General features: G+C 72.3%; 26 protein-coding genes and 1 pseudogene. 5 read left to right on the top strand and 22 right to left on the bottom strand.

All coding sequences use genetic code 11. From position 1 onward, the window contains the following. Nucleotides 1–19: 19 nt before the first annotated feature. From ABTW87_RS00970 to paaA, 15 genes are all read right to left on the bottom strand, one after another. Entirely contained in the window at nucleotides 20–1345 is a 1326-nt protein-coding gene (locus ABTW87_RS00970; protein WP_350647272.1) for an NADH-quinone oxidoreductase subunit D, read from the bottom strand. A 52-nt stretch (nucleotides 1346–1397) separates the two neighbouring features. Further along, nucleotides 1398–2135 carry an NADH-quinone oxidoreductase subunit C gene (locus ABTW87_RS00965; protein WP_350647271.1) on the bottom strand — a complete coding sequence of 246 codons (738 nt, stop codon included), beginning with the start codon at nucleotides 2133–2135 and terminating at the stop codon, nucleotides 1398–1400. Further along, nucleotides 2132–2812: a NuoB/complex I 20 kDa subunit family protein gene (locus ABTW87_RS00960; protein WP_350647270.1), complete on the bottom strand. Its 681-nt coding sequence runs from the start codon at nucleotides 2810–2812 to the stop codon at nucleotides 2132–2134. Before ABTW87_RS00960 ends, ABTW87_RS00965 begins: the two co-directional genes overlap by 4 nt. A gap of 13 nt (nucleotides 2813–2825) precedes the next feature. After that, nucleotides 2826–3191, bottom strand: a complete 366-nt coding sequence (locus ABTW87_RS00955) for an NADH-quinone oxidoreductase subunit A (RefSeq protein WP_350647268.1) — start codon at nucleotides 3189–3191, stop codon at nucleotides 2826–2828. Nucleotides 3192–3360: 169 nt separating this feature from the next. Next, a complete protein-coding gene (locus ABTW87_RS00950; RefSeq protein WP_350647266.1) occupies nucleotides 3361–4635 on the bottom strand; it encodes a geranylgeranyl reductase family protein in 1275 nt (424 codons plus the stop codon). A 178-nt stretch (nucleotides 4636–4813) separates the two neighbouring features. Next, nucleotides 4814–5041 (bottom strand): hypothetical protein, encoded by a 228-nt coding sequence (locus tag ABTW87_RS00945; protein WP_350647264.1) that lies wholly within the window; start codon nucleotides 5039–5041, stop codon nucleotides 4814–4816. Nucleotides 5042–5103: 62 nt separating this feature from the next. After that, a complete protein-coding gene (locus ABTW87_RS00940) occupies nucleotides 5104–5814 on the bottom strand; it encodes a demethylmenaquinone methyltransferase (protein ID WP_350647262.1) in 711 nt (236 codons plus the stop codon). Between the two features lie 152 nt (nucleotides 5815–5966). After that, complete coding sequence (locus ABTW87_RS00935) at nucleotides 5967–7193, bottom strand: LPXTG cell wall anchor domain-containing protein (RefSeq protein ID WP_350647260.1); 1227 nt, start codon at nucleotides 7191–7193, stop codon at nucleotides 5967–5969. Nucleotides 7194–7393: 200 nt separating this feature from the next. Continuing rightward, the gene (locus tag ABTW87_RS00930) at nucleotides 7394–8569 is read right to left on the bottom strand and encodes a COG1361 family protein (protein ID WP_350647258.1); all 1176 of its coding nucleotides are present in this window, start codon (nucleotides 8567–8569) and stop codon (nucleotides 7394–7396) included. 283 nt (nucleotides 8570–8852) lie between these two features. Beyond that, on the bottom strand, nucleotides 8853–10043 hold the full coding sequence (mqnC, locus tag ABTW87_RS00925; protein WP_350647256.1) for a cyclic dehypoxanthinyl futalosine synthase: 1191 nt from the start codon (nucleotides 10041–10043) through the stop codon (nucleotides 8853–8855). A 450-nt stretch (nucleotides 10044–10493) separates the two neighbouring features. Next, the gene (gene paaE, locus ABTW87_RS00920) at nucleotides 10494–11603 is read right to left on the bottom strand and encodes a 1,2-phenylacetyl-CoA epoxidase subunit PaaE (protein WP_350647254.1); all 1110 of its coding nucleotides are present in this window, start codon (nucleotides 11601–11603) and stop codon (nucleotides 10494–10496) included. Beyond that, nucleotides 11600–12076 (bottom strand): 1,2-phenylacetyl-CoA epoxidase subunit PaaD, encoded by a 477-nt coding sequence (gene paaD, locus ABTW87_RS00915; RefSeq protein WP_350647252.1) that lies wholly within the window; start codon nucleotides 12074–12076, stop codon nucleotides 11600–11602. Before paaD ends, paaE begins: the two co-directional genes overlap by 4 nt. Then, the gene (gene paaC / locus ABTW87_RS00910) at nucleotides 12073–12798 is read right to left on the bottom strand and encodes a 1,2-phenylacetyl-CoA epoxidase subunit PaaC (RefSeq protein WP_350647250.1); all 726 of its coding nucleotides are present in this window, start codon (nucleotides 12796–12798) and stop codon (nucleotides 12073–12075) included. Before paaC ends, paaD begins: the two co-directional genes overlap by 4 nt. Then, nucleotides 12795–13079, bottom strand: a complete 285-nt coding sequence (gene paaB, locus ABTW87_RS00905; RefSeq protein WP_350647248.1) for a 1,2-phenylacetyl-CoA epoxidase subunit PaaB — start codon at nucleotides 13077–13079, stop codon at nucleotides 12795–12797. Before paaB ends, paaC begins: the two co-directional genes overlap by 4 nt. Further along, nucleotides 13076–14131 carry a 1,2-phenylacetyl-CoA epoxidase subunit PaaA gene (gene paaA, locus ABTW87_RS00900; RefSeq protein ID WP_350647246.1) on the bottom strand — a complete coding sequence of 352 codons (1056 nt, stop codon included), beginning with the start codon at nucleotides 14129–14131 and terminating at the stop codon, nucleotides 13076–13078. Before paaA ends, paaB begins: the two co-directional genes overlap by 4 nt. Nucleotides 14132–14487: 356 nt before the next feature. On the opposite strand from paaA, the gene ABTW87_RS00895 reads away from it, so the two are divergent. Next, nucleotides 14488–15444 carry a hypothetical protein gene (locus ABTW87_RS00895; protein WP_350647244.1) on the top strand — a complete coding sequence of 319 codons (957 nt, stop codon included), beginning with the start codon at nucleotides 14488–14490 and terminating at the stop codon, nucleotides 15442–15444. Continuing rightward, nucleotides 15444–16382 carry a serine hydrolase gene (locus ABTW87_RS00890; protein ID WP_350647242.1) on the top strand — a complete coding sequence of 313 codons (939 nt, stop codon included), beginning with the start codon at nucleotides 15444–15446 and terminating at the stop codon, nucleotides 16380–16382. The genes ABTW87_RS00895 and ABTW87_RS00890 overlap by 1 nt, the downstream gene beginning before the upstream one ends. Before the next feature lie 9 nt (nucleotides 16383–16391). Here ABTW87_RS00890 and ABTW87_RS00885 read toward each other — a convergent pair whose 3' ends face one another. Genes ABTW87_RS00885 through ABTW87_RS00875 form a run of 3 tightly spaced genes read right to left on the bottom strand, consistent with a single transcriptional unit; the run spans nucleotide 16392 to nucleotide 19187 of the window. Then, the gene (locus ABTW87_RS00885; protein ID WP_350647240.1) at nucleotides 16392–17243 is read right to left on the bottom strand and encodes a menaquinone biosynthetic enzyme MqnA/MqnD family protein; all 852 of its coding nucleotides are present in this window, start codon (nucleotides 17241–17243) and stop codon (nucleotides 16392–16394) included. Next, nucleotides 17195–18562, bottom strand: coding sequence for an MFS transporter (locus ABTW87_RS00880; protein WP_350647238.1), 1368 nt, complete (start codon nucleotides 18560–18562; stop codon nucleotides 17195–17197). The genes ABTW87_RS00885 and ABTW87_RS00880 overlap by 49 nt, the downstream gene beginning before the upstream one ends. 46 nt (nucleotides 18563–18608) lie before the next feature. After that, nucleotides 18609–19187 (bottom strand): helix-turn-helix domain-containing protein, encoded by a 579-nt coding sequence (locus ABTW87_RS00875; protein ID WP_350647236.1) that lies wholly within the window; start codon nucleotides 19185–19187, stop codon nucleotides 18609–18611. 237 nt (nucleotides 19188–19424) lie between these two features. Between ABTW87_RS00875 and ABTW87_RS00870 the strand changes: the two are divergent. After that, a pseudogene (locus ABTW87_RS00870) lies at nucleotides 19425–21487 on the top strand (HelD family protein). On the opposite strand, the gene ABTW87_RS00865 reads toward ABTW87_RS00870, so the two are convergent. The 4 genes from ABTW87_RS00865 to ABTW87_RS00850 are packed head-to-tail and all read right to left on the bottom strand — an operon-like array spanning nucleotide 21470 to nucleotide 23739. After that, entirely contained in the window at nucleotides 21470–22087 is a 618-nt protein-coding gene (locus ABTW87_RS00865) for a hypothetical protein (RefSeq protein WP_350647234.1), read from the bottom strand. The pseudogene ABTW87_RS00870 and the gene ABTW87_RS00865 sit on opposite strands and share 18 nt — an antisense overlap. Further along, nucleotides 22077–22421 carry a YbaB/EbfC family nucleoid-associated protein gene (locus ABTW87_RS00860; protein ID WP_350647232.1) on the bottom strand — a complete coding sequence of 115 codons (345 nt, stop codon included), beginning with the start codon at nucleotides 22419–22421 and terminating at the stop codon, nucleotides 22077–22079. The genes ABTW87_RS00865 and ABTW87_RS00860 overlap by 11 nt, the downstream gene beginning before the upstream one ends. 13 nt (nucleotides 22422–22434) lie before the next feature. Next, nucleotides 22435–23361, bottom strand: coding sequence for a WXG100 family type VII secretion target (locus tag ABTW87_RS00855; protein ID WP_350647230.1), 927 nt, complete (start codon nucleotides 23359–23361; stop codon nucleotides 22435–22437). Nucleotides 23362–23370: 9 nt separating this feature from the next. Continuing rightward, the gene (locus tag ABTW87_RS00850; protein ID WP_350647228.1) at nucleotides 23371–23739 is read right to left on the bottom strand and encodes a WXG100 family type VII secretion target; all 369 of its coding nucleotides are present in this window, start codon (nucleotides 23737–23739) and stop codon (nucleotides 23371–23373) included. Nucleotides 23740–23896: 157 nt separating this feature from the next. Between ABTW87_RS00850 and ABTW87_RS00845 the strand changes: the two genes are divergently transcribed. Both ABTW87_RS00845 and ABTW87_RS00840 read left to right on the top strand, forming a co-directional pair. Continuing rightward, nucleotides 23897–24826: an ABC transporter ATP-binding protein gene (locus tag ABTW87_RS00845; RefSeq protein ID WP_350647226.1), complete on the top strand. Its 930-nt coding sequence runs from the start codon at nucleotides 23897–23899 to the stop codon at nucleotides 24824–24826. A gap of 9 nt (nucleotides 24827–24835) precedes the next feature. After that, nucleotides 24836–25573, top strand: coding sequence for an ABC transporter permease (locus ABTW87_RS00840; protein ID WP_350647224.1), 738 nt, complete (start codon nucleotides 24836–24838; stop codon nucleotides 25571–25573). Nucleotides 25574–25580 lie beyond the last annotated feature (7 nt).

Genomic DNA, 25580 nt, shown 5'->3' with positions numbered 1-25580 from the left:
GCAACCTCACTCCTCGCACTCACCGGTCACATCCGCCCATGACGGGGTCCAGCGAGGCGCCGCCGGCGATCACATCGGCGATCAGGCCGCCCTCGGCCATCGCCGGCAGGGCCTGGAGGTTGATGAAGCTCGGCTCCCGGTAGTGCACCCGGTAGGGCCGGGTGCCGCCGTCGGAGACCGCGTGCACGCCCATTTCGCCACGCGGCGACTCGACCGCGACGTACACCTGGCCCGGTGGGACCCGGAAACCCTCGGTGACGAGCTTGAAGTGGTGGATCAGTGACTCCATGGACTGACCCATGATCTTCGCGACGTGCTCCAGCGAGTTGCCCATGCCGTCGACGCCGATGGCGAGCTGCGCCGGCCACGCGATCTTCTTGTCGGCAACCATCACCGGGCCCGGCCTCAGCCGGTCCAGCGCCTGCTCGACAAGCTTCAGCGACTCCCGGATCTCGGCCATCCGGACCAGGTAGCGGCCCCACACGTCGCCGTCGGTGTGCGTCGGCACGTCGAACTCGTACGTCTCGTAACCGCAGTACGGCATGGTCTTGCGCAGGTCCCAGGCGAGACCGGCGGAGCGCAGCACCGGGCCGGTGACGCCGAGCGCGACGCAGCCGGTCACGTCGAGCACCGCCACGTTCTGCGTCCGCTCCAGCCAGATCGGCTGGCCGGAGAGCAGGTCCTCGTACTCCTTGAGCCGCTTCGGCATCAGCTTCAGGAACTCGCGGATCTTGACGATCGCCTCGTCCGGCACGTCCTGCGCCACGCCGCCCGGCCGGACGTACGCGTGGTTCATCCGCAGGCCGGTGACGAGCTCGAAGATCTCGAGGATGTACTCCCGCTCGCGGAAGCCGTACAGCATCATGTTGACCGCGCCCAGCTCCATGGCCGTCGTGGCCACCCAGACCAGGTGCGAGGAGATCCGGTTCAGCTCCATCATCAGGACCCGGATGGTGGTCGCCCGCTCGGTGACCTGCTCCTCGATGCCGAGCAGCTTCTCCACCGCCAGCGCGTACGCCGTCTCGTTGAACAGCGGCGACAGGTAGTCCATCCGGGTCACGAAGGTCGAGCCCTGGACCCAGTTGCGGAACTCCAGGTTCTTCTCGATGCCGGTGTGCAGGTAGCCGACGACCGAGCGGAGCTCGCGGACCGTCTCGCCCTCCAGCTCCAGGATCAGCCGGAGCACGCCGTGCGTGGACGGGTGCTGCGGACCCATGTTCACGACGAGCCGGTCGTCGTTGATCGGGTCGGCGCCGGAGACGACGTCGTCCCAGTCCCCACCGGTGACGGTGAAGACCCTGCCCTCGGTGGTCTCACGCTCGGTGGCGTAGTTAGAGGTGCTCACTGCGCAGGCCTTCCGTTCGCGACTGCGGGGCTCGCAAGCTCACTCGTCGCACTCACTGGTACGACCTCCTCCGGTCCGGCGGCGGGATCTCGGCGCCCTTGTACTCGACGGGCACACCGCCGAGCGGGTAGTCCTTGCGCTGCGGGTGGCCCTCCCAGTCGTCCGGCATGAGGATCCGGGTCAGGGCCGGGTGACCGTCGAAGACGATGCCGAACATGTCGTACGCCTCCCGCTCCTGCCAGTCGGCGGTCGGGTAGACGCTTGTCACGCTGGGCAGGTGCGGGTCCTCCACGGAGACCGCGGCCTCCAGCCGGACCCGGCGCCGGTACGTCATCGAGGTGAGCTGGTAGACCACGTGCAGCCGGCGAGCGTCGGCGCCGAGGTAGTCCACGCCGGACACCGAGGAGCACAGCTCGAACCGGAGCGCGAGGTCGTCCCGCATCACCTGGCAGACCTCGGCGATCCGCTCGGGGCGTACGTGCAGGGTCAGCTCACCCCGGTCGACCACGACCTTCTCGATGGCGTCGCCGAAGGCCGGGTACGCCTCCTCCAGCGCGTCGGTCACGTCGTCGAAGTAGCCGCCGTACGGCCGCGACGCCTCCTCGATCGGCCGGCGCTGCCGGACCAGGCCGCCGTAGCCGGAGACGTCGCCGGTGCCCTGGTTGCCGAACATGCCGCGCCCGGCGGGGCTGGACGGCGGGTACTCGGCCGGCGCCCCGCTGCTGGCCCCGGCCGGGGTCACCGGTACCGGAACCCCGCCGTCGTTCGGCTTGTCGTGAGGAGCGGTCACTTCTTCAGTCCCCCGTACTCGCGCAGGTGGTTCTGGGACTCCATCCACTTCTCGATCCGCAGCTGCTCCTCGCGGCCCTCCTGGACGGCCTTCGTCCACTCGGCCCGCCGGGCCTTGTCACTGCGGTACGAGGACGGCATCGAGCCGTACGGCACGACCGGCACGTCGCCGCGGGCCTCGCGGGCCTCGAGCATCTTGCGGCCGTTGGGGCCGAGCGGCTCGTGCATGATCTTCTCGCGGAGCTTGAGGATCGCGTCGATGAGCATCTCCGGCCGGGGCGGGCACCCGGGCAGGTACATGTCCACCGGGACCACGTGATCGACGCCCTGGACGATCGCGTAGTTGTTGAACATGCCGCCGCTGCTGGCGCAGACGCCCATCGAGAGCACCCAGCGGGGCTCGGCCATCTGGTCGTAGATCTGGCGGAGCACCGGGGCCATCTTCTGGCTCACCCGGCCGGCCACGATCATCAGGTCCGCCTGCCGTGGCGAGGCCCGGAAGACCTCCATGCCCCAGCGGCCCAGGTCGTAGTGGGGACCGCCGGCCGCCATCATCTCGATGGCGCAGCAGGCGAGGCCGAAGGTGGCCCCCCACGTCGACGTCTTCCGCGACCAGTTGACCAGCTTCTCCACCGAGGTGAGCAGGACGCCGGCGGGGAGCTTCTCCTCGATACCCATTGAGGTTCCTCCCTCAGTCCCAGTCCAGGCCGCCGCGCCGCCACACGTAGGCGTACGCGACGAAGACCGCGACGATGAACAGGACCATCTCCACGAAGCCGAAGATCGGCAGGGCGTCGAACGAGACCGCCCAGGGGTAGAGGAAGATGATCTCGATGTCGAAGACGATGAAGAGCATCGCCGTCAGATAGAACTTGATCGGGAACCGGCTGCCGCCGACCGGCTGCGGGCTGGGCTCGATCCCGCACTCGTACGCCTCGAGCTTGGCCTTGTTGAAGCGACGAGGGCCGGTGAGACGGGCGGCCGCCACGGAGAACAGCGCGAACGCCGCGGCGAGGGCGAACAGCCCGATGATCGGTACGTAAGGCGAGAGCGACATCGTTTCTCCTGCTCGTCCTTCCCTGCCCTCGGTGCTTGAGGAAAATCACACTATTCACGTCCCGGCCGGCGGCTGCCAGCGGGGGGTCGTCCCGGTCCCCGTCCGGCGGCCGTGACAAGCCCCGGACCTGGCCTTTTGCACTCAACGTGCGCGGGTCACCACGAGCGGTTCACACGGCCGGCGCCACCTTCGTCATCGCGTTGATGACCCGGTCCATCGCGTCCCCGTCACGGGGGTCGGTCAGGTTGGCCAGCAGCTTGAGCACGAAGCGCATCAACGTCGGGTGCGGCATGCCGTACCTGGTGGCGGCCCGCATGACCTCGGGCCGGCCGATCAGCTTCACGAAGATGCCGCCGAGCCGGTAGTAGCCGCCGAACCGCGCCTTCAGTTCCGTCGGGTACGCCGCCAGAGCGCGCTCCCGCTCCGCGCCGGCCGGCCGGGCGAGGGCCTGCACCGCGATCTCCGCGGCCAGCTCACCCGACTCCATCGCGTACGCGATGCCCTCGCCGTTGAACGGGTTGACCATGCCGCCGGAGTCGCCGACCAGCATGACCCCGCGGGTGTAGTGCGGTACCCGGTTGAAGCCCATCGGCAGCGCCGCGCCGAGGATCGGGCCCTCCGCGTTGGTCTCGTCGGTCATCCCCCACTCCTCGGGGGTGTTCGCGAGCCAGTCGGTGAGCAGGCGGCGGTAGTTCGTCTTCCCGAAGGCCGACGAGGAGTTGAGCACGCCCAGGCCGACGTTCACCCGGCCGTCGCCCAGGCCGAAGATCCAGCCGTAGCCGGGCAGGAGCGCGTCGCTGCCCTTGCTGCGCAGCTCCAGCCAGGACTCCAGGTAGTCGTCGTCGTGCTTCGCCGCGCAGCGGTAGTACCGCCGTACGGCCACGCCGATCGGCCGGTCCTCCCGCTTGGCCAGGCCGAGCGCGAGTGGGAAGCGGCCGGAGACGCCGTCCGCCGCGACCACCAGGGGCGCCCGGAAGGTGGCCGGCTCCTGCTCCGGGCCGACCTCGGCCTCGACACCGACCACCCGGCCGTCGCCGTCGAGCACCGGCCCGACGACGTTCACGCTGGTGCGCAGCTTGGCACCGGCCGCGACGGCCCGCTGGGCGAGCAGGTCGTCGAAGTCCAGCCGGGTGCGCACCAGACCGTGGTTGGGGAAGCTGGCCAGGTCGGGCCAGTCGAGTTCGAGCCGGATCCCGCCGCCGATGACGCGCAGGCCGCGGTTGTGCAGCCAGCCGGCCTCGGTCGAGGTGTCCACGCCCATGCGGATCAGTTGGCGCACCGCGCGCGGGGTGAGCCCGTCGCCGCAGACCTTCTCCCTGGGGAACTCGGTCTTCTCCAGCAGCAGCACCCGGACACCGTGCCGAGCCAGGTGGTACGCGGTCGCCGATCCACCGGGACCGGCGCCCACGACGATCACGTCGGCGTCGTTCTCCACCGTGGTCATCCGCGCCTCCTCCCGCGTGCTCGTGAAATGCTTCACAAGCCAGACGCTGAGGAGTCTATGACCGGCGTAACACCGCTGCCTGGTGAGGGGAACCTAACTTGCCGGAAACAGCCCGCTCAGTGGCGGGCCGAGCCGGGCGTCGGGGCCCTTTCGGTGGCGAGTCGGACGGGCGGGCGGGTCAGTTGCGGGCCGGGGCGGCGTCGAGGCCGGCTTCGGCGCGGATCGTCGCCGGCAGGTGCTCGCGCAGCGCCCCGCCGGCGGCCCGGTCCAGTGCGGCGAGCACCTCGGCCACGACCTGGCGGACGTCGGCGGGATCGGCGCCGGCCAGCTCCTTGAGCTGGGCGACGAGTTCCGTCGCGTCGTCGTCGGTGGGTGCCGTGAAATCTCCCCGGTCGGGTCCCGTCATGGGGCGAGCCTACGGGGCAAATTGGACTAAATACGGATATTCACTGAAAACTGGTTGGTCGGTCAGCTCCGGACCGCGCGGTGCAGCGCCACCACACCGCCGGTCAGGTTCCGCCAGGCCACCCGACCCCAGCCGGCCGCACCGATCCGCGCCGCCAGCGCCGCCTGGTCCGGCCAGGCACGGATCGACTCCGCCAGGTAGACGTACGCGTCCGGGTTGCTGGCGACCGCCCGCGCCACGGCCGGCAGCGAGCGCATGAGGTACGACAGGTAGACCGTGCGGAACGCGGGGTTCACCGGGGTGCTGAACTCGCAGACCACCAGCCGGCCGCCCGGCCGGGTCACCCGTGCCAACTCGCGGAGCGCCGCGCCGGTGTCGTTGACGTTGCGCAGCGCGAAGGAGATGGTCACCGCGTCGAAGCTCGCGTCGGCGAAGGGCAGCCGCAGCGCGTCCCCGGCCAGCAGCGGCACGCCGGGACGGGTCCGCTTGCCCGCGTACAGCATGCCGAGGGAGAGGTCGGCGCCGACCGCGTACGCCCCCGAGTGGGCCAGCTCCTCGGTCGAGACACCGGTGCCCGCGCCCACGTCCAGCACCCGCTCGCCCGGCCGCAGGCCGAGCGCGGCCCGGGTCGCCCGCCGCCAGGACCGGTCCTGCCCGAAGGAGAGGACCGTGTTGGTCAGGTCGTACCGGGCCGCCACACCGTCGAACATCGCGGCGACCTCGTGCGGCTGCTTGTCCAGGCTGGCGCGCTGGCCCTGGGGAGTGCGACTCACCCCTCCACTCTGCCAGCCCCCACCAGAGCTGAAGGAAGGGCCCCTTCTTAACGCCTGCGGTAGAGGAAGGGTCCCTTGTTAACACCACGCCCGACGCGAAACGGGGGCGGGACGGCCCGTGGCCGTCCCGCCCCCGCCAGGGCCCGGACCGATCAGTCGGTCGACGAGTCGTCGCTGACCAGGACGACCTTCCGCCGCCGCGAGAGCAGCAGCAGGGCGCCGCCGGCCACCAGCACGGCCGCGCCGATGCCGGCGATCAAACCGACCTGCACACCGGTGACCGGCAGCCCGCCGCCCTCGCCGGAGCCGTCACCCGGCGTCGGAGTGGTCGTGGGGACGGCGGTCGGGGTCGGCGTGGCGGTCGGCTCACCGGTCGGGGTGGGCGTCGGCGTCGGCCCGGCGCTCAGGTCCACGAACACGTCGAACTGTGCCGTGTTGTCGACCGGGTCGACCTCGGTGAACGTCCGACGCTGGGCGTCGCTGGCGACCCGGGGCTCCGCCTCCGGCTCGCCCTGCGCGGCGTCGAGGCCGGCGGCGAACAGGAAGCCCGGGCGGAGCACCGGCTCGGTCACGTCCGCGCCCACCGTCACCCGTACGTCCGCCGTGTAGAACTGGCCCGGCTTGAGCACCGCGCCGGAATCCTCGCAGTACGCCGCCGCGACGCCGCCGAGTTCCTGTTCGACGCAGCCCTCCGGCAGCTCGGCGAAGGTCACGCCGGCCGGCAGGGAGATCCCGTACGCGATGCCGGTGGCCCGGCGGCTGCCGTGGTTGTAGACCGCCCAGTCCAGCGGAGCGGTGTCGCCGGGCTTCACCGCCGCGAGCTTGGCCTCGCCCTCGTCGTCGCCGTCGACGTCCACGTCGGCGTAGACGTCCTGCACCCAGGTGGTCAGGTCGTAGCCGCGCTTGGCGACGGTGATGTCGTGCTCGACGGTGTTGTCCTCGGCGTGCGGATCCGGCGTCGCGGACGTGATCGTCACGACCAGCGTGCCGGCGTCACCGCGGCCGCCGGTGGAGAAGAGCGGGATGCCGAAGTCCTCGGTGGTGCCGGCCGGCAGGTCACCGAGGAGGCAGCTGAACGACGTGCCGTCGACCTCGCAGCCCTCCGGTACGACCACGCCCACCTTGCGGGCCTTCAGGTGCTTCGTCTCGACGGTCACCCGGACGGCCGTCGCGTCGACGTCGCCGCGGGTGTTGTCGACCTGGAACTTGAACGGCTTGGCCTTGGCCTCCTTCACGCCCTTGGCCAGCTCGTAGCTGAGCGGGGTGAGGGCCAGGTCGGCCTGGTCGGCGGCGTGCGCCGGAGCGGCCACGCCGGTGATGCCGGTCGCCGCGAGCAGGGCGACCGCCCCGGCTCGGGCCAGCAAGCGGAGAAGTGTCATCGATCCCCCGGGGGTCAGGGACGGCTGATGGGCAGGGTTGCGGAACGAGCGGACGTTATCTGACTCGGATCCGGTAATGCCAGTTCCCGGCGCGCGCCGCCGGGTACCGGTCCGGATGGGACAGTGCGGGCGGGATGTGACCATCCCGCCCGCACTGCCCTGCGTTATGTGAACGACCCTCGCGGGTCGATGGAGGACCGTCAGGCGGTCGGCTTCTCGTCACCCGGGCTGACCAGGACGATCCGGCGACGCCGCGCGACCAGGAACATCACACCACCCGCGAGCAGCACCGCGACGCCGATTCCGCCCATCAGGCCGGCCTGCGGGCCGGTCACCGGCAGGCCGGGGCCGTCGCCGTCGCCGTCACCCTCGCCGCCACCGCCGGCGCCGCCCTTGGCAGCGACGACGACCGCGAAGTCGTCCATGTTGTCCGTCGGGTCCACGTCGGTGATCCGCTCGCCCTTGTTCACCAGGCGGGCGTTCTCAAGGGTGGTCGTGCGGGCGCCGCGGGCCTCCGGGGAGCCGGGCTCCGCCACGCCGAGCGCGTCGGCGGCGAGCGAGCCGGCCGGCAGCGTGACCGGGGCCTGGACCCCGGCACCGACCTTCACCGGGAACTGGATCAGCAGGATCGTCTGCGGATCCACGACGATCGCCTCGTCACGGCAGGTGGCGGTGCCCGCGTCGGCCGAGTACTCGCAGCCCTCGTACTGCTCGGTGAAGGCGACGTCCTTCGGCAGCTGGAGCTTGAACTCGACGCCCTTGGCGATCGTGTCGCCCTGGTTGATGATCTCACCGAAGACGAGGGCGTCGTCACCGGCGTAGAGCGGCGAACCGTCGGGCCGGGTCTTCACGTCGGGCACCACGACGCCGAGGTCGACGCCGGGCTCACCCTCGAACTGGAGGGTGATGTCCTTGTGGTTGTTGTCCGGCGTGGTGTCGTCGGCCGAGGCGAGGAAGAAGCGGACCTTGCTCTCCCCGCCGTCGGTGCCCTCGACGTCCTTGATGGTGAGCACGGGGTACTCGAGCGTCTCGCCCGGGCCCGGGATCGCATCCGCCGGCACCGCGCAGACGAACTTGGCGGCGTCCTCGAGCTCGCAGTCCTGGCCCAGCGGAACCGAGAAGATCCGCTCGTCGTAGACGCCGGCGAGGTCGACACCGACCTTCAGCGCGGCCGGCGTACCCGGGCCGTTGTTCTTGACCTTGAGCCAGCCGACCTTCTCGGTGGCGCCCTCGGCCAGCGTGGTGCCGGCGACGGTCACCTCGAGGTCGGCCTTGGTGTCCTCGGCGTACGCCGGCGTCGCCGTCACGGCGAGCCCGCCGGTGGCCAGCAGTGCCGCCGCGCCGAGCCGCGCCAGCGACCGGTTACGGAAGATCATGGAAGCGTCCCCCCGTGGGGTGAAGGAAACATACGGGCGGGGACGTTAGCGGGTGGCGATCATCCTCGCCAGCCCCGTCGACGTGCCTCCTGGCCAGCCCACCTAAGAGGGGCTTAAGGATTGTCCGGATTGATCGGGGTTGTCATCCGTCGACGTGCCCGTCGCTCAACGGAATGGTCACCGAATCGATATCTACGACCCACCGGCACCGGCCGTTTGGCCAGTCGAAACTCGTCACCGGCCGTGCCCGGACGGTGATCGACCGTCCGGGCGGGCGGGCGCGTCAGCGAGCGTCGACGAGCGGGAGCGTCCTGCCGGCGCCACCGCCCGGGAGGGCGATGGAGGAGAAGTGCGAGACCACCCGGTCGTCGCTCGGGTCGTCCGCCGGTGTCCGGTGCACCGCGAGTCGGTTGTAGAGGGTGTCGCGCTGGGCGGGGATCCGGTCGGCCGAGCGGATCATCCCGATCAGCTCGTGCAGGTTGGATCGGTGGCGTGCGCCCGCCGAGGAGATGACGTTCTCCTCAAGCATGATCGAGCCGAGGTCGTCGACGCCCATGTGCAGGGCGAGCTGCCCGACGTCCTTGCCGGTGGTGAGCCACGACGCCTGGAGGTGCGGCACGGTCTCGAAGAAGAGCCGCGCCACCGCGACGAGCCGCAGGTACTCCAGCGTGGTGGCCTGCGTACGCCCCTTGAGGTGGTTGTTCTCCGGCTGGTACGTCCACGGGATGAACGCCCGGAAGCCCCGCGTCCGGTCCTGCACGTCGCGGATCATCCGCAGGTGCTCGATCCGCTCGGCCGCGGTTTCACCGGTGCCCATCATCATGGTCGCGGTCGACTCGACGCCCTGCCGGTGGGCCAGCTCCATCACCTCGAGCCAACGCTCTCCGGACTCCTTCAGCGGTGCGATCGCCTTCCGCGGCCGCTCCGGCAGCATCTCGGCGCCGGCGCCGGCGATCGAGTCCAGGCCCGCCGCCTTGATCCGCGCGATGGCCTCGTCCAGGCTCACTCCGGAGACCTTCGCCATGTGCAGGATCTCGCTGGGGCCGATCGAGTGGATCGCGAGTTGGGGGTACGCCTTCTTCACCGAGGAGAACAGCTCCTCGTAGTACTCGACGCCGTAGTCCGGGTGGTGCCCGCCCTGCAGCATGACCTGGGTGGCGCCCAGCTCGACGGCCTCGCCGCACCGGCGCAGGATCTCCTCCGTCGAGTGGGTCCAGCCCTCCTTGTGCTTCGGCGCGCGGTAGAAGGCGCAGAACTTGCACGCCGTCACGCAGACGTTCGTGTAGTTGATGTTGCGGTCGATCAGGTACGTGACGATGTTGTCCGGGTACCGCCGCCGGCGTACCGCGTCGGCCGCCTCGCCCAGCGCGTGGAAGGGCGCGTCGGTGTAGAGCAGCAGGGCCTCCTCGGGCGTGATCCGCCCGCCGTCCGCGCCGCGCTGCAGGATGTCGTCGATCTCCCGGCTCACCGTCACGCCCTCGAGCCTACGTCGGGCTCCCTCGCCCGGCGACGAGCGGCCACCCGGATGTGACCTCCCCGGCTCTCCACGCCCGGCCACGCCCGGACCTCACCCACCGGCCGGCCCGCCCTCAGCCCGGCCCGCCCCGACGGTTTCGATCGTCCGATCGCCCGGCCCACTGCCCCGCCGGCGCCCGCTCTGCCCCCGCCGGCAGACCACTCCGCCCCTTTGCTCTGCTTACCTGTCCGCAACGGTCACGCACCGCGACCATGCGCCCCCCACCGCCGTCGGCCCGCTTGGAAGGAAGCTGCTGGTCAGCGACCTTGTGCGTATGGGTAAGCAGAGCAAAGGCACGGGGTGGAGTCCTGACGTCACGACGACGGTCTGACCGAGAGTGACGCCAAACCGCGCACGCACCGCACGCTCGGCGCCGGTCGGGCGGGCGGGCGCGGGCGGGCGGGCTGCTCAGGCGTCGTAGTCGACCGTCAGCCGGTCCGTGGTGGGGCTGGACTGACAGGTCAGGACGTAGCCCGCCGCCAGCTCGTCGGGTTCCAGGGCGTAGTTGCGGGCCATGGTGACCTCGCCGTCGACGACCTTCGCCCGGCAGGTCGAGCAGACCCCGCCCTTGCAGGCGTACGGCAGCTCGGCACGCACCTTCAGCGCCGCGTCCAGCACCCGCTCCTCGCGGCCCATCGTGAACGTCGAGGAACGCCCCTCCAGCACGATCGTGACCTCGGCGCCGGCGCCGGGCTCGTCGCCCGGGCGGCGTACCGGCTCCGGCGGGGCGTCGACGTGGAACAACTCCGTGTGCACCGCCGTCTCCGCGACACCGCGCCCGGTGAGCACGTCCCGGGCGTCGACCACCATCCCGTACGGGCCGCAGAGGAACCACTCCTCGATCGCGTCACCGGGCACGACGGTGTCCAGCAGCCGGCTCAGGCGTTCGGCGTCGATCCGCCCGGACAGCAGCGGCGACTCGCCCTGCTCACGGGAGAGCACGTGCACCAGGTGCAGCCGGGTCGGGTACCGGTCCTTCAGGTCCGCCAACTCCTCGGCGAACATCACCGTGTTCGCCGTGCGGTTGCCGTACACCAGGGTGAAGGTGCTGGCCGGCTCGACGGCCAGCGCCGTCGCGACAAGCGAGAGCACCGGGGTGATGCCGGAGCCGGCGACCACCGCGCCGTACCGCCGCACACGGTCCGGCGCGAACGCCGTGGTGAAGTGACCCAACGGCGGCAGCACCTCGACCGTGTCGCCGCCACGCAGCGCCCCACAGGCGTACGCGGAGAAGGCCCCGCCCGGAATCTCCCGGACCCCGATCCGCAGCCGGCCGTGCCGGGCCAGCTCCTCCGGGGTCGAGCAGATCGAGTATGAGCGTCGCACCTCCTCCCCCTCGTCGGTCACCCGGCGCACGGTCAGGTGCTGGCCGGCGGAGAACGCGAAGGTCCCGCGCAACTCCTCGGGCACGGCGAAGGCGACCGCCACGGCGTCGGCGGTGAGCCGGTCGACGGCGGCGACGGGCAGCGGGTGGAAGACCGGCCGGCGGCGGACCGGCCGGGTGATCGTGACAGTCACAGCGCCTTCAGATGGTCGAAGGGTTCGGAGCAGGAACGGCAGCGCCAGAGCGCCTTGCACGCGGTGGAGCCGAACCGGCTGACCTGCTCGGTCTCCGGTGAGCCGCAGCGCGGACAGCGGACGGCCAGGGTCAGCGGCACCGCACCGTCGTGGCGCGCCGGACCCGGCGGGGCGATCCCGGCGGCGGCGAGCTTGGCGCGTCCGGTCGCGGAGATCCAGTCGGTGCTCCACGCCGGCGCGAAGACCGTGCGGACCTCGGCGTCGGGGTGCCCAGCGGCGGCCAGGGCCCGACGGATGTCGGCGCGGATCACGTCCATCGCCGGGCAGCCGGTGTAGGTGGGTGTGATGGTGACGACGACTCGGCCGGTGGCCGGGTCCTCGTCGACGGACCGCAGGATGCCCAGCTCGTCGATGGTGATCACCCGGATCTCCGGGTCCACCACCGACGCGACGGCCGCCCTGGGGTCACTCACCACTTCGCCCCCGGGTGGGCGCGGTGCAGCACCTGCATCTCGGCGAGCAGGTACGACAGATGCTCGGTGTGCACGCCCTCCCGGCCACCGGAGGGCACCCACGCGTTCCGCGGAAGGGTCAGCGTGGCCTCGTCGAGCACCCCGGTCACGGTCGCGTCGAAATCGGCCCGCAGGGTGGCCGGGTCGACCGGCGCGGCCGGGTCCGGAGTGAACACCTCGTGGCTGTACGGCCAGATCTCGTCGACGGCGGCCTGCATGCGGCGATGCGACTCTGCGGTGCCGTCGCCGAGCCGCCGCACCCACAGCGAGGCGTGATCGAGGTGGTACGCCGACTCCTTGCGCGCCTTGGCGCCGATCGCGGCCAGCCGCTCGTCGGCGCAGCCGGACAGCGCGGTGTAGAGCGGCAGCTGGTACGCCGACAGGAAGAGCAGCTTCGCCATGGTCACCGCGAAGTCGCCGTTGGGCAGCTCCACCAGGAGGCAGTTGCGGAACTCCCGGTCGTCGCGCAGGTAGGCCAGCGCGTCCTCGTCCCGGCCGGCACCCTCCAGCTCGCCCGCGTACGTCAGCAGCAGGCGCGCGGCGCCGAGCTGGTCGAGGGCGATGTTGGCGAGTGCGATGTCCTCCTCCATCTCCGGCGCGCGGGTGGACCACTCGGCCAGCCGCTGCGCCGCGATGAGCGCGTCGTCGCCGAGCCGGAGGGCGAAGTCGAAGGGACCCCTCACAGGTGCGCCACCCCGTCCGGCACCTCGTAGAAGGTGGGGTGGCGGTAGACCTTGTCGGCCGCCGGGTCGAAGAAGGCGTCCTTCTCGTCGGGGCTGGAGGCGGTGATGGCGCTGGCCGGCACCACCCAGATCGACACGCCCTCCTGCCGCCGGGTGTACAGGTCCCGCGCGTTGCGCAGGGCCAGCTCCGCGTCGGGCGCGTGGAGGCTGCCCACGTGGGTGTGGGACAGCCCGCGGCGGGCCCGCACGAAGACCTCCCAGAGGGGGGACTGCTCGGTCACGCTGCCACCTTCTCCTTGTCGCTCTGCTTGGCCGCGTACGCCGCGGCGGCCTCGCGGACCCAGGCGCCCTCGCTGTGCGCCCGCCGCCGGTGCGCCATCCGCTGCCGGTTGCACGGGCCCTCTCCCTTGATCACCCGCATCAGCTCGTCGTAGTCGGGCTGGGTGAAGTCGTACGCCCCGCGCTCGTCGTTCCAGCGCAGCTCCGGGTCGGGGAGGGTGAGGCCGAGCACCTCGGCCTGCTTGACGCACATGTCCACGAAGCGCTGGCGCAGCTCGTCGTTGGAGAAGCGCTTGATCTTCCAGGCCATGGACTGGGCGGAGTGGGTGGAGTCGGAGTCCGGCGGGCCGAACATGGCCAGCGACGGGTACCACCACCGGTCCACCGCGTCCTGGGCCATCGCCTTCTGAGCTGGGGTGCCGTGGGCGAGGGTGTGGAGGATCTCGTACCCCTGCCGCTGGTGGAACGACTCCTCCTTGCAGATTCGGATCATGGCCCGTGCGTACGGCCCGTACGAGCAGCGGCACAGGGGCACCTGGTTGACGATCGCCGCGCCGTCGACCAGCCACCCGATCGCGCCCATGTCCGCCCAGGTCAGGGTCGGGTAGTTGAAGATCGAGCTGTACTTCTGCCGGCCGCTGAGCAGCAGGTCGACCAACTCGTCCCGGCTGACGCCAAGCGTCTCGGCGGCGGCGTAGAGGTAGAGGCCGTGGCCGGCCTCGTCCTGCACCTTGGCGAGCAGGATCGCCTTGCGCTTGAGCGAGGGTGCGCGGGTGATCCAGTTGCCCTCCGGCTGCATTCCGATGATCTCGGAGTGCGCGTGCTGGGCGATCTGCCGGATCAACGTCTTCCGGTACGCCTCCGGCATCCAGTCCCGGGGCTCGACCTTCTGGTCGGCGTCGATGACCTCGGTGAAGTAGGCCGCCAGATCCTCTCCGACGGCGGTGCCACGCCGCCCGCGCTCGGCGGCCTCCCGCAGGGCCGCCTCGGCCGCCTCGACCTCACCGAGGAGGCCGCCGGACGCGTCCTCGGCGGGGAAGTCATTGCCATACATGGCCCAAGTGTTACAGCTCCCCACTCGAAACTCCAGTGGCTGTAACAGAATTCAGGGAAAGCCGCCGCCGGTCAAACACGCTGAGTGACCGAATGGCCTATGAGGTGAATCACGTCGCCGCGGCGAATCCCCCCAGAAGACGCGAACCGTCGGCATATCCCGCCTTCGCCGCAAGTTGCCAGGTGCGCGGATCTCGGCGCAGCGCGAATCCGCACGTAGACTTCCTCCGTCATACCGATCGGCTGCCGACGCTCGTTGATGCAGCTGAGGCCACCCCCGGCCTCGACGGCCCGCCGCTCGGTCCGGACAACGCAAGCCGGTCCCCCCCGGCCCTGACACCTGGAGCTCACCCACTCATGCGACCCCGCGTGACCCTGGTGCTCGCCGTCATGGCGGTTCTCCTCGGTAGCGCCCTGCTCGTCCCCACCGCGTACGCCCGGCTCGCCAACGGCGACGGTGGGGGTGCCGGCGGCGGCGCGGAGAGCGTCGCGGCACCCGCCCCCACGCCGCCCCCGCCACCGACCCTGGCCGCCGCGCCGGTGTCCGTGGCCTTCAAGGGCGACTTCTTCTCCTGGGCGCTGATGGACCGCGGGACCGGCACGGTCTCCGGGGCGAAGAACCTCTCCGCGACCAGCTCCACCGAGTCGATGATCAAGGCCTGGTTCGCCGCCGACTACCTGCGGCAGCTCGGCGACAAGGCGCCCTCGGCGGCGATGCGGAAGAACATCACGACCGCCATCCGGGACAGCAACGACGACGCGGCGAACGCGCTCTACGGGGCGGTCGGCAGGGCGGCCACCATCAAGCGGATGATCGGCACCTGCGGCCTCACCGACACCAGACCGGGCACCGTGCCCGGGTACGTCGGCTGGTGGAGCTTCACCCAGATGTCACCCCGGGACGCGGTCCGGCTCGGTGACTGCATCGCCGACGGCAAGGCCGCCGGCCCGAAGTGGACCGGGTACCTGCTGGACGAGATGAGCAAGGTCCGCGGCACGACCGCCGCGAAGGACCAGAAGCAGCGCTCCGGCGGTGGCCGGTGGGGAATCATCGACGGCCTGCCGGAGTCGATCATCAGTCAGGGCCCGGTGGCCATGAAGAACGGCTGGACCCCGCTGAACTACGACGGCAACTGGCACGTCAACTGCCTGGCGGTCACCGACAAGTGGAGTCTCGCGGTCATGCTCCGGTACCCGCAGCGGAGCGGCCTCGACTACGGCGCGCAGGTCTGCGCCAGCGTCGCCGCCCAACTCGTCACCCCGCAGCCCGGTGCCGCCCTCAAGGTGCCGCAGCAGCCGGCCGGGAAGGTCTGATGGCCAGCGAGCGCCGTACGCGGGGCGGCGCCACCTCGATCGTCCGGACGGTCGCCATCGCGGCCATCCTGATCGGACTCGTGCTCGTCTCGCTGCGCCTGCTGCCCGGCTCGCCGTTCGAGTCCGAGGCGGCGGCGCGCTGGGGTGCCCCGACCGGGCCGGCGGACCGGTCCACCGGTGCGCCCAGCGACCGCAGCGTCCGCCCGTCGCCGTCGCCCAGCCCCTCGCTGGAGCCCCTGCCCTTCGCGGCCGACGACCTGACCGATCTGGACCTCGACGGCTGGTACGCGTGGAGCGTGCTGGACCGCCGCACCGGCGAGATCATCGGCTCGGAGAACATGGCCGAGACCAGCACCACCGCCTCGCTGATCAAGTCCTGGATCGTCGCCGACTACCTGCGCCGTACGGCGGAAGCGGGCAGGACCCCGAGCGACGCGAAGCTGGCCGACGCCACGAAGATCATCCGGGACAGCGACAACACCCGGACGCAGCAGTTCTACAACAGCCTCGGAGGCTCGGCGTCGATCAAGCGGCTGCTGTCCCTGTGCAAGCTGACCGACAGCAGCGTCGCGGCCGACGGCGGCTGGAGCCGCACCAACCTGTCCCCCCGGGACACCGCCCGCCTCGGCCAGTGCATCGTCGAGGGCCGGGCCGCGGGCCCGGAGTGGACGGAGTGGCTGCTCAACGAGATGCGGCTGGTACGCGGCGCGGGCGACTTCGGCATCCGCAAGGCGTTCCCGGCGGCCGAGCGGAAGACCATCGCGATCAAGAACGGGTGGGTGGACCGCACCCGCGAGCAGGAGAACCACGTCAACTGCCTCGCGATCGGCGACACCTGGACGATGGGCGTGATGCTGCGGTACCCGATCGAGAAGGGCTACGAGTACGGCATGCAGGGCTGCCAGAAGATCACCGCAGCCCTGCTCACCCGCCCCTAGAGCGGGCGCTCAGCCCTCGAAGAAGGCGGGACCTCCGGCCGGCAGCTCCGGGACGGCGCCGGCGGCGGCCGCGCGGGCGGCGAACTCGCGCAGGCCGGCCACCTGGCGGTCGCCGAGGCTGAAGTCGAGCGTGCGGAAGTACGTCGCCAGGGTGTCCGCGTCGAAGGACTCCCAGCGGGCGGCCGCCTCGGCGACCTGGTCCAGCTCCGCGAGGCACAGGTCCCGCGAGCGCAGGAACGCCTCGTGCACCTCCTTGACGAGGCCCGGGTGGGCGGCGGCGAAGTCCCGGCGTACCGCCCAGACCGCGAAGACCATCGGCAGGCCGCTCCACTCGCGCCAGGCCTGCCCGAGGTCGGTGACCGTGAGGCCGCGCTGCGGCGCCTCGTAGAGGGCGCGCAGCGCCACGTCGCCGATCAGGACCCCGGCGTCCGCCTCCAGCAGCATCTGGGTGAGGTCCGGCGGGCAGCGGAAGTACTCGGGGTGCACCCCGTACCGGTCGGCGAGCAGCAGCTGCGCCAGCAGGACGCCGGTCCGCGAGGTCGAGCCGAGCGCCACCCGGCGCCGGTCCAGCTCGGCCAGCGGCCGGGTGGAGACGATGTTGACCGAGAGCACCGGACCGTCGCTGCCGACCGCCAGGTCGGGCAGGAGCAGCAGGTCGTCGGCGTTCTTCAGGTACTCGACGAGCGTGATCGGGCCGATGTCCAGGTCACCGGCGACCAGGGCGGCGCTCAGCCGGTCGGGCGAGTCCTTGTGCAGGTCGACGTCGATCAGGGCGCCCGAGCGCATCAGCCCCCAGTAGATCGGTAGGCAGTTCAGGAACTGGATGTGCCCGACCCGGGGGCGCGCGACGTGCTCGACCATGCCCCGACCGTATCCCCCGTGACCTGGGCCGGCTCGCCGGGCCGGGCGGGAGTGGCCGATACCGCAGCGATCCGCGTCCCGGCGGGGTCGGTCCGCGGCACGGGGTGTCCGACGGTCCGGTTCCGCCGCGCCGCGCGGGCCACGAACGGCACGAACGCCCCGACGACCAGCAGGCCGGCCAGCCCGAGGCCGGCGATCAGCGGGCGCGGTGGGACCACCGCCAGGAGGACGCCGCCGACCAGGTAGCCGACCATCGAGCCGCCCTGCACCACCGCGCCCTTGACGGCGTACGCCCGGGCCCGCGACGCCTCCGGCACCCGTCGGGCGGTCAGCACGTTGGCGAATACGTTGTCGCTTCCGTTGGCCGCGCCTCCGAGGAGCCAGAGCGGGATCAGCAGCGCCGCCGCGGGGACGGTGGCGGCGAGCGCGACCATCAGCGCGCAGCCCCCGAGGGCGAGCAGGACCCCACCGAGCAGCGCGCCGTCGTCGGTGAGCCGCCGGGACAGTCGGGCCGCGAGCCAGCTGCCCGGCAGCAGGCCGGCCATCCAGGCGGCGCCGACCAGGCCGTACATGGTGGCCGAACCGTCAAGCGTCTCCCGGATGAAGAACACCTCGACCACGTTGATGCCGCCGACGGCGGTGATCACCGCCGCGGTCGTCACCACCATCGTCAGCAGCAACGGGTCGCGCCGCAGCCGCCAGGCCGGCGCCGCGGCTGCCGCACCCCCAGGGACCACGCCGCGTCGCCCGCCCCGTCGGGTACGTATCAGCAGCCCGGCGACGACAAGCGCGAGATAGCACGCCGCGTTCAGCAGCAGCGGTAGGCGGGCGCCGAACTGCCCGACCAGGAGCCCGGCGAGCACCGGGCCGCCGAGCGCGCCCACGGAGACGGCGGTCTGCTGGATGGCGCTGGCCCGGGGCAGGTCCTCCTCGCGCACCATGGCCGGGAGCAGGGCGGCCAGGCAGGGTTGGGTCACCGCGAGCCCGCAGGCGAGCACGCCCACCAGCGCGACGACCGCCACCGGGTGCTCGGTGTGCGCGAGCACAAGGCAGATCAGGGACTGGGCGGCACCGACGGTGACCAGCAGCACCCGGCTGTCGACCCGGTCGGCGAGCCGGCCGGTCAGCGGTGCCAGCGCCACGAGTGGCAGTGTCGCCGCGAGGAGCAGCCCCGAGACGGCCAGCCCGTCCGCGCCCCGCGCCTGGAGGGCCAGGGCCAGCGCGGTGGTCGCGAGGAACTCGCCGCAGATGGTGGTGCCGCGGGCCGTGGTGGCCAGCCAGACGTCGCGCCAGCGCGACGGACCAGTTGTGAAGGACATATTTCGAAAATAGTCCTTCACAACTCGCGTTTCAAGCCCCCGGGCCCTACGCCAACGGCACGACCTTGTAGTGGATCGCGACCGCGCGGGCGCCGGCCGGCGGCTCCGGCCGGTTCCGTTTCCGGTACGGGTCGAGCAACTCCGCCACCGCCCGGTTCAGCTCCGCCAACTCCTCGGCCGTCAGCACCAGGGTGCTGTCGCTGAACAGCGCCGCCTCGTACCACTCGGTCGGCTCGTCGCCCGCCCGCCGCAACCAGTCCCGGGTGCGGTCCAGCTCGCGGACCGCGTACGCCTCGACGAGGGCCTGTTCGGCGGCCCGGGCCTCCGGACCGGCATCCCGACCCGGGTCGACCATCAAGCCCCGACCCACGGCTCGCCAGACCCGCTCCCTGGCGTCACCCCGGCTCGGCGCCACCTCGACCAGGCCGAACTTCGCGAGCGCCCGCAGGTGGTAGCTCGTCGCGCTCGGCGACAACCCGACGATCTCGGCGCAGTCGGTCGCCGTCGCACCGCCCTCGTTGGTGCTCAGGTGCTCCAGGATCGCGATCCGGGCCGGGTGGGCCAGCGCCCGCATCACCTGCGGGTCGCTGATCGTCCGGCGCGCCTCGGTGTGCGGCTCGGTCATACCGACATGATCCCGCCGCCCGGACCCGTCGGGCCAACCGCCCCGACGACCGGCACCGCCGGAGTCGCGTCAGCTTCCGGAAAATCGGTGGAGGGGCGCGCGACCTCGGCGTAAGCTGGCAGGCCGCTTGACGGCCGAGGTGAGCTTCGCACCGCACCGGACGTCCCCGCGCCGGACGCCGGCCATCCGCGCCCGGACACGCGAGCGATCAGCGGATGACCTCAAGGGGAAATCAGCGTGACCGCAACCGACCTCACTCTGGACGACGACCTCGCCGCGGAACGTGCGCACCTCGACCTCTCCCGGGCCGCCCTGCGGCGGATGCGCGAACGGGCCGAGGCGCTCTTCGCCACCGGCGACACGGTGGCCGGGGACGCGTACACCGCCGAGCAGCTCGGCCGGCACCTCGCCCGCCGGGTCGCCGAACTCGCCGACGACCCCACCACGCCGCTCTTCTTCGGCCGGCTCGACTTCGGCCACGAGGACGCGGACCACGCCGGCCGGCGCTACCACGTGGGGCGCCGCCACGTCACCGACGACCTGGGCGAGCCGCTGGTGCTGGACTGGCGGGCCCCGGTGTCCCGCTCGTTCTACCGGGCCAGCGCCCGGGACCCGCAGGGCGTCGCGGTACGACGGCGCTTCGGTTTCAACAACGGCGCGCTTACCAGCTTCGAGGACGAGCACCTGGACCGGGGCGAGGAATTGGGGACGGCCAGCCGGATCCTCACCGCCGAGATCGAGCGGCCCCGCGTCGGGCCGATGCGGGACATCGTCGCCACCATCCAGCCGGAGCAGGACGAACTGGTCCGGGCCGACCTGGCCGACTCGATCTGCGTGCAGGGGGCGCCGGGCACCGGGAAGACGGCCGTCGGCCTGCACCGGGCCGCCTACCTGCTCTACCTGCACCGGGAACGGCTGCGCCGGGCCGGCGTGCTGATCGTCGGGCCGAACCGGGCCTTCCTGTCGTACATCGCCGCGGTCCTGCCGGCGCTCGGCGAGGTCGAGGTCGAGCAGGCCACTGTGGAGGACCTGGTCGCCCGGGTGCCGGTGCGCGCGGTCGACGAGCCCGCCGTCGCGACGGTCAAGCACGACGTCCGGATGGCCGAGGTGCTGCGCCGGGCCGTCGACGCGTACGTCGGCGAACCGGTCGAGCCGATCGCGGTCTCCGACGGGTCGTTCCGCTGGCGGATCGGTCTGGAGCCGCTGCACCGGGTGGTCGAGGAGACCCGCCGGGAAGGGCTGCCGTACGCCGTGGGCCGCGACCGGGTCCGGGCGCGGGTGGTCGGCCTGCTGCAACGGCAGGCCGAGGCGCGCCGGGCCGAGTCGCCGAGCGACGCCTGGCTGCGCCGGATGGCGAAGTCGAAGCCGGTGACCACCTTCCTCGACGCGGTGTGGCCGGCGCTCGACCCGGAGGGTCTGCTCCACGCGCTGCTCACCGATCCGCGACGGCTGGCCGCCGCGGCGGACGGCCTGCTCACCACCGAGGAGCAGGCACTGCTCACCAGCCCGGGCGCCGGCACGAGGCCGGGCCGGACGCCGAAGGCGACCCGCTGGACCGCCGCCGACGCGGTGCTGCTCGACGAGGGGGCGGGCCTGATCGAGCGGCCGGCCGGCTACGGGCACGTGGTGGTGGACGAGGCGCAGGACCTCTCGCCGATGCAGTGCCGGGCGATCGCCCGGCGCAGCGAGCACGGCTCCATCACCCTGCTCGGCGATCTCGCGCAGGGCACCGCGCCGTGGGCCGCCCGGGACTGGCGCGAGACGCTGCGCCACCTCGGCAAGCCGGACGCGGCGGTGGTGCCGCTGACGGTCGGTTTCCGGGTGCCCGCGGCGGTGGTCGCGTTCGCCAACCGGCTGCTCCCGTCGCTCGCCGTGGACGTGCCACCGGCCGAGTCGCTGCGCCGCGACGGCGCGCTGGACGTGCGTACCGTCGCGGATCCGGTTCCGGCGACGGTGGCCGAGGTGCGCGCGGCGCTGGCACACGAGGGTTCGGTGGCCGTGATCGCGGCGGACCGCACGGTCGACCGGTTGCGCGCCACCCTCGCCGCCGCGGGGTCCAGACCGCGACCGCCGACGACCCGGCCACCGCGGCGCGCGTCACGGTGGTGCCCGCGACGCTGGTCAAGGGCCTGGAGTACGACCATGTCGTCGTGGTCGAGCCGGCGGACATCGTGGCGGCCGAGCCGCGCGGCCTGCACCGCCTCTACGTGGTGCTCACCCGGGCGGTCTCCCGGCTGGCGGTGCTGCACAGCGCGCCGCTGCCCGCCCCGCTGACCGGCGACTCAGCCGGACAGGGCTGAGGCGACCTCCCGCAGCGGCCGGGCCGACTCGCCGAGCGGCACGGTGAACGCCAGCCAGGAGCCGTCGGTGAAGTCGATCCGCAGCCGGCGGGGATTGAGCCGGTACCAGCCGACGCGCGCCCCGGCCACGGCGGCCCGGGGCAGCGCGAACCGGACCTCGAGATCGGACCGGGCCCGGTCGTCCGCCGCCGCGCCGGAGGTAAGCGTCATCCGGCCGGTGGTGGCGAGCAGCAGCCGCTTGTCGGTCACCGCCAGGACGCTCTCGCGCAGGTCGGTGACCTTGCCGACGGTCAGTGCGTGGCGCAGCAGGGACGCCGCGGAGCCGGGCCCGCCTCGACCGCTGACACCGAAGAAGAGCCGGGTGACGGCGTCGTCCAGCCGGCCGAAGGTGATGATCGGACCCAGCACGTTGAGCACGACGCCGAGGAACCCGGGCCCGCCCCCGTCGGCGGGCGGCTGCGGCGGCTGCGGATCGGCCGGGCCCGCACCCATCCCCTCGCGGGCCTGCGCGAGGGCCCGGAGCTGCTCGCCCGGGTCGAGCAACCGGGCCAGGCCCTCCGCGTACCGCTCCCGCCGGCCGTCCACCGGGTCAGTGGTCATCGTGGCCGCGGGGTCCGGTGGGCCCGCCTCCCGGAGTGCCGATGACCTCACCGACCAGCTCGCGGACCTGCGCCGCCGCGGCCTCCTGGGCCCGGCGGGCGGCGGTGGTGAACTCCTCGGCGAGGGTGTACGAATCGAGCCGCATCGCCCGGGCGTCCAACTCGGACGACAGGATCCCGCCGTCGGCGGCGGCGGTGACCCGGACCAGGCCGGAGTCGCTGACCCCCACCGCGCTGGTCTCCTCGATCTCGCTCATCCGCGCCGCCAGTTCCCGCTGCCAACCGTCCAGATTGCGGGCCAGCGCCTCGATCCGGTCCAGGCCGGGGAAGGCCATGTCCGTACCTCTCTCAGGGCAGGATGCTGTCGAAGACGTTCTGCACGCCCTTGGTGTACGGGCCGAGGTCCTCACGGTACGTGCCGTCGACCAGGTAGTTGCGGTCCTTCGTGCCGTCGGCGACGTCGTGCAGCCCGACCGTGGTGTCCAGCGCCGCCCCGCCGAAGCCCGGGATGTTCACAGGTGACGCGTAGTTGATCGCGATCTTTCCCGGGAACAGCATCGTGAACCGTTCGATCTGGAACGCCCGCCCCTCGGCCGTCCAGCCGTTGCGGGTCAGCATCTTGTACTGCTTCTTCCGCTTCTTCAGCTCCATGACGTCCTTGGCGTACTTCATCAGCTGGCCGGAGACCTTGGCCAGCCGGGCGGCCAGCCGGGTCAGCACCTCGGCGAGCCGGGCGACGATCTTGACCATCCGGCCGACCGTCGCGGCCAGCCGGGCAAGTACGCGGACCACCGTGGCGGCCAGGGACACGCCCGCGCTCAGCACCGCCGCCACCGCGGCGATGATGACCTCGGTGAGGAACCAGAGCAGGAACTCCAGGATCAACTCGACCAGCAGGTTGAACGCGTCCACCGCCGCGTTCGCCGCGTCGACCAGCACCTCCTTGGTGCCCTCCAGGCCGCGCGCCAGCTCCTCGATCGCCTCCTCCACCGACTGCATCGAGGCGTGGAAGCTCTCCGCGGCGTCCCCGCTCCACGCGCCCCGCAGCCGGGCCCGGTCGGCGATCTGCTCACCGGCGATCTCCCGGACCGCCTCCCCCGTGGTCAGGCAGAGCTGGGCCGCCCGCAGCAGGTCGTCGGGCTCACCGGCCACCAGCTCCAGCAACTGCTCGAACGGCCAGAGCACGGCGTTCGACAGCGGCTTGAACGGGTCCGGCGTGCCGGACACGATCTGCTCGAAGTACGTCCGGTTGCGCTGCAGGGCCTCGGTGCTCATCCCGCCCCCTCACCTGCCGCCGAAGCCCGGTGCCGGCGCCACCACGTCGGGAGCGGCGGGGCGACCCGGCACGAAGAGATCGGTGTTGGCGACGTCGGCGCCGGTGTAGGCGTCGGCCGTGTCGGTCAGTCCCTCGGCGATGTCCGCCATGACGTCGGCGGCGTCCGCCAGCCCCCGCAGGCACGCCTCGAACTGCTCCGCGTACGCGGCGGCGAGGCCGAACGACGCCGGCAGCACGCCGAACGCGTGTCGCGGGACCTGCCCGTCACCGAGTGCGCGGTGCAGTTCCCGGAACCGGTCGGCGCGGTCCCGTGAGGCCGCCGCGAACGCGGTCAGCGCCTCCGGCTGGACATCCAACTCCCTGGCCGGGCCCGTCACGGAACCTCCCCCGCTGTGCTGAGTGCCGGATCAACCGCCGGCGATGTTCACCATAGGCGACCGGCCCCGTCCCGGCCGTCCCGCTCCGCGGTGCCGGGTGGCAGGGCGGTGGTAGACCTGGAGAGGCCCCGATGCCGTCACCCCCGAGGAGCGCACCGTGATCCTCGCCCGTGCCGTCCAGGCGACCCGCCGCTACGGGGACGTGCTCGCCCTCGACCGCGTCGACCTGGAGGTGCGCTCCGGCGAGTTGGTCGGGCTGCTCGGCCCCAACGGCGCCGGCAAGAGCACGCTGCTCAACCTGCTGGTCGGCGTCCGCCGCCCGACAGCCGGCCGGGTCGAGCTGTTCGGCGGCGACCCGCGCAACCCGGCCAGCCGCCGGCTGATCGGGGTCACCCCGCAGGAGACCGGCGTCCCCCGCACGCTGCGGGTGGGCGAGGTGGTCGACTTCGTCTCCGCGCACTACCCCGATCCGGTCCCCCGGGCCGAGCTGCTCGACCGGTTCGGCCTGGGCGACCTGGTGCGGCGGCAGACCGGCGGGCTCTCCGGCGGGCAGCGGCGACGGCTGGCCGTCGCGCTGGCGTTCGCCGGCCGGCCCCGGCTGGTCCTGCTGGACGAGCCGACCACCGGCCTGGACGTGGCGGCCCGGCGCACCCTGTGGGACGCCGTCCGAGCCTTCCACGCCGACGGGGGTGCCGTGCTCCTGAGCAGCCACTACCTGGAGGAGGTCGAGGCCCTCGCCCAGCGGGTGGTGGTGATCGGCCAGGGCCGGGTGCTCGCGGACGACACGGTCGACGCGGTGCGGGGCATCGTCGGTGTGCGCCGGGTCAGCCTCGTCGTGGACGGCTCGCTGCCCGTGCTGCCCGGCGTGGTCCGCACCGAGCGGGTCGACGGGCGCACACACCTGTTCACCGCCGACGCCGACGAGCTGGTCCGGGCGCTGGTCACCGCCGGGGTCCCGTTCCGGGACCTGGAGGTGCGGCCGACCTCGCTGGAAGAGGCGTTCCTCGCCATCACCACCTCCGAGGGCCCGGCCGCCGCGACGCCGACCGGTCCGGCGCCCGCCGCCGGACAACCCGTGAGCCGCTGAGAGGACGCCGTGCAACTCGCCCTGGTCCACACCCGCTACCAGTTGCTCGAGACGCTCCGGACCCCGGTGGCGGTGGTCGGCAGCGCGTTCTTCCCGGCCGCCGCGATGCTCTTCTTCGTGGTGCCGTTCGCCGGCGGGGATCCGGTCGCCGCGACCTTCGCCACCGCCTCGATGGTCACCTTCTCGGTGCTGAGCGCCAACATCTTCCAGTACGGGGTGGGTGTGGCGGAGGACCGGGACCAGCCCTGGGACCCGTACACCCGGACCCTGCCGGCCGGGCCGGCGCCACGCTTCGCCGGCCGGATCCTGGCCGGTCTCGCGATCACCTACCTGTCCCTGACGCCCGTGGTGCTGATCGCCGCGACGCTGACCGAGGCGCGGGTGACCGCCGGGGCGTTCCTGCTGGCGACCGCCACCGTCGCCGTGGTCTCGGTGCCGTTCACGCTGCTCGGGCTCGCGATCGGATACTCGCTGCCCAGCCGCGCGGCGATCGTGGTGGCGCAGGTCGTGTTCTTTCCGCTCGCCGTTGGCGGCGGCCTGCTCACCGCGCCGGACGCGGCGCCCGGCTTCATCGAGGCGGTGGCGCCGTTCCTGCCCACTCGGGGCGCGGTCGAGCTGATGTGGGCGGCGGTCGACGACTACCCGCTGAACCCGCTCTCCATGATCATGCTCGGGGTCTGGATCGTGGGGCTGGCCGCCCTCGCCGGCTGGGCGTACCGCCGGGACGAGGGTCGCCGGTTCAGTTGATGTTTCC

Source organism: Micromonospora sp. NPDC126480, assembly GCF_040302465.1.
Lineage (GTDB): Bacteria > Actinomycetota > Actinomycetes > Mycobacteriales > Micromonosporaceae > Micromonospora.
The sequence above is the reverse complement of the archived record's forward strand: the minus strand, read 5'-3'. Positions and strand labels throughout refer to the sequence as shown.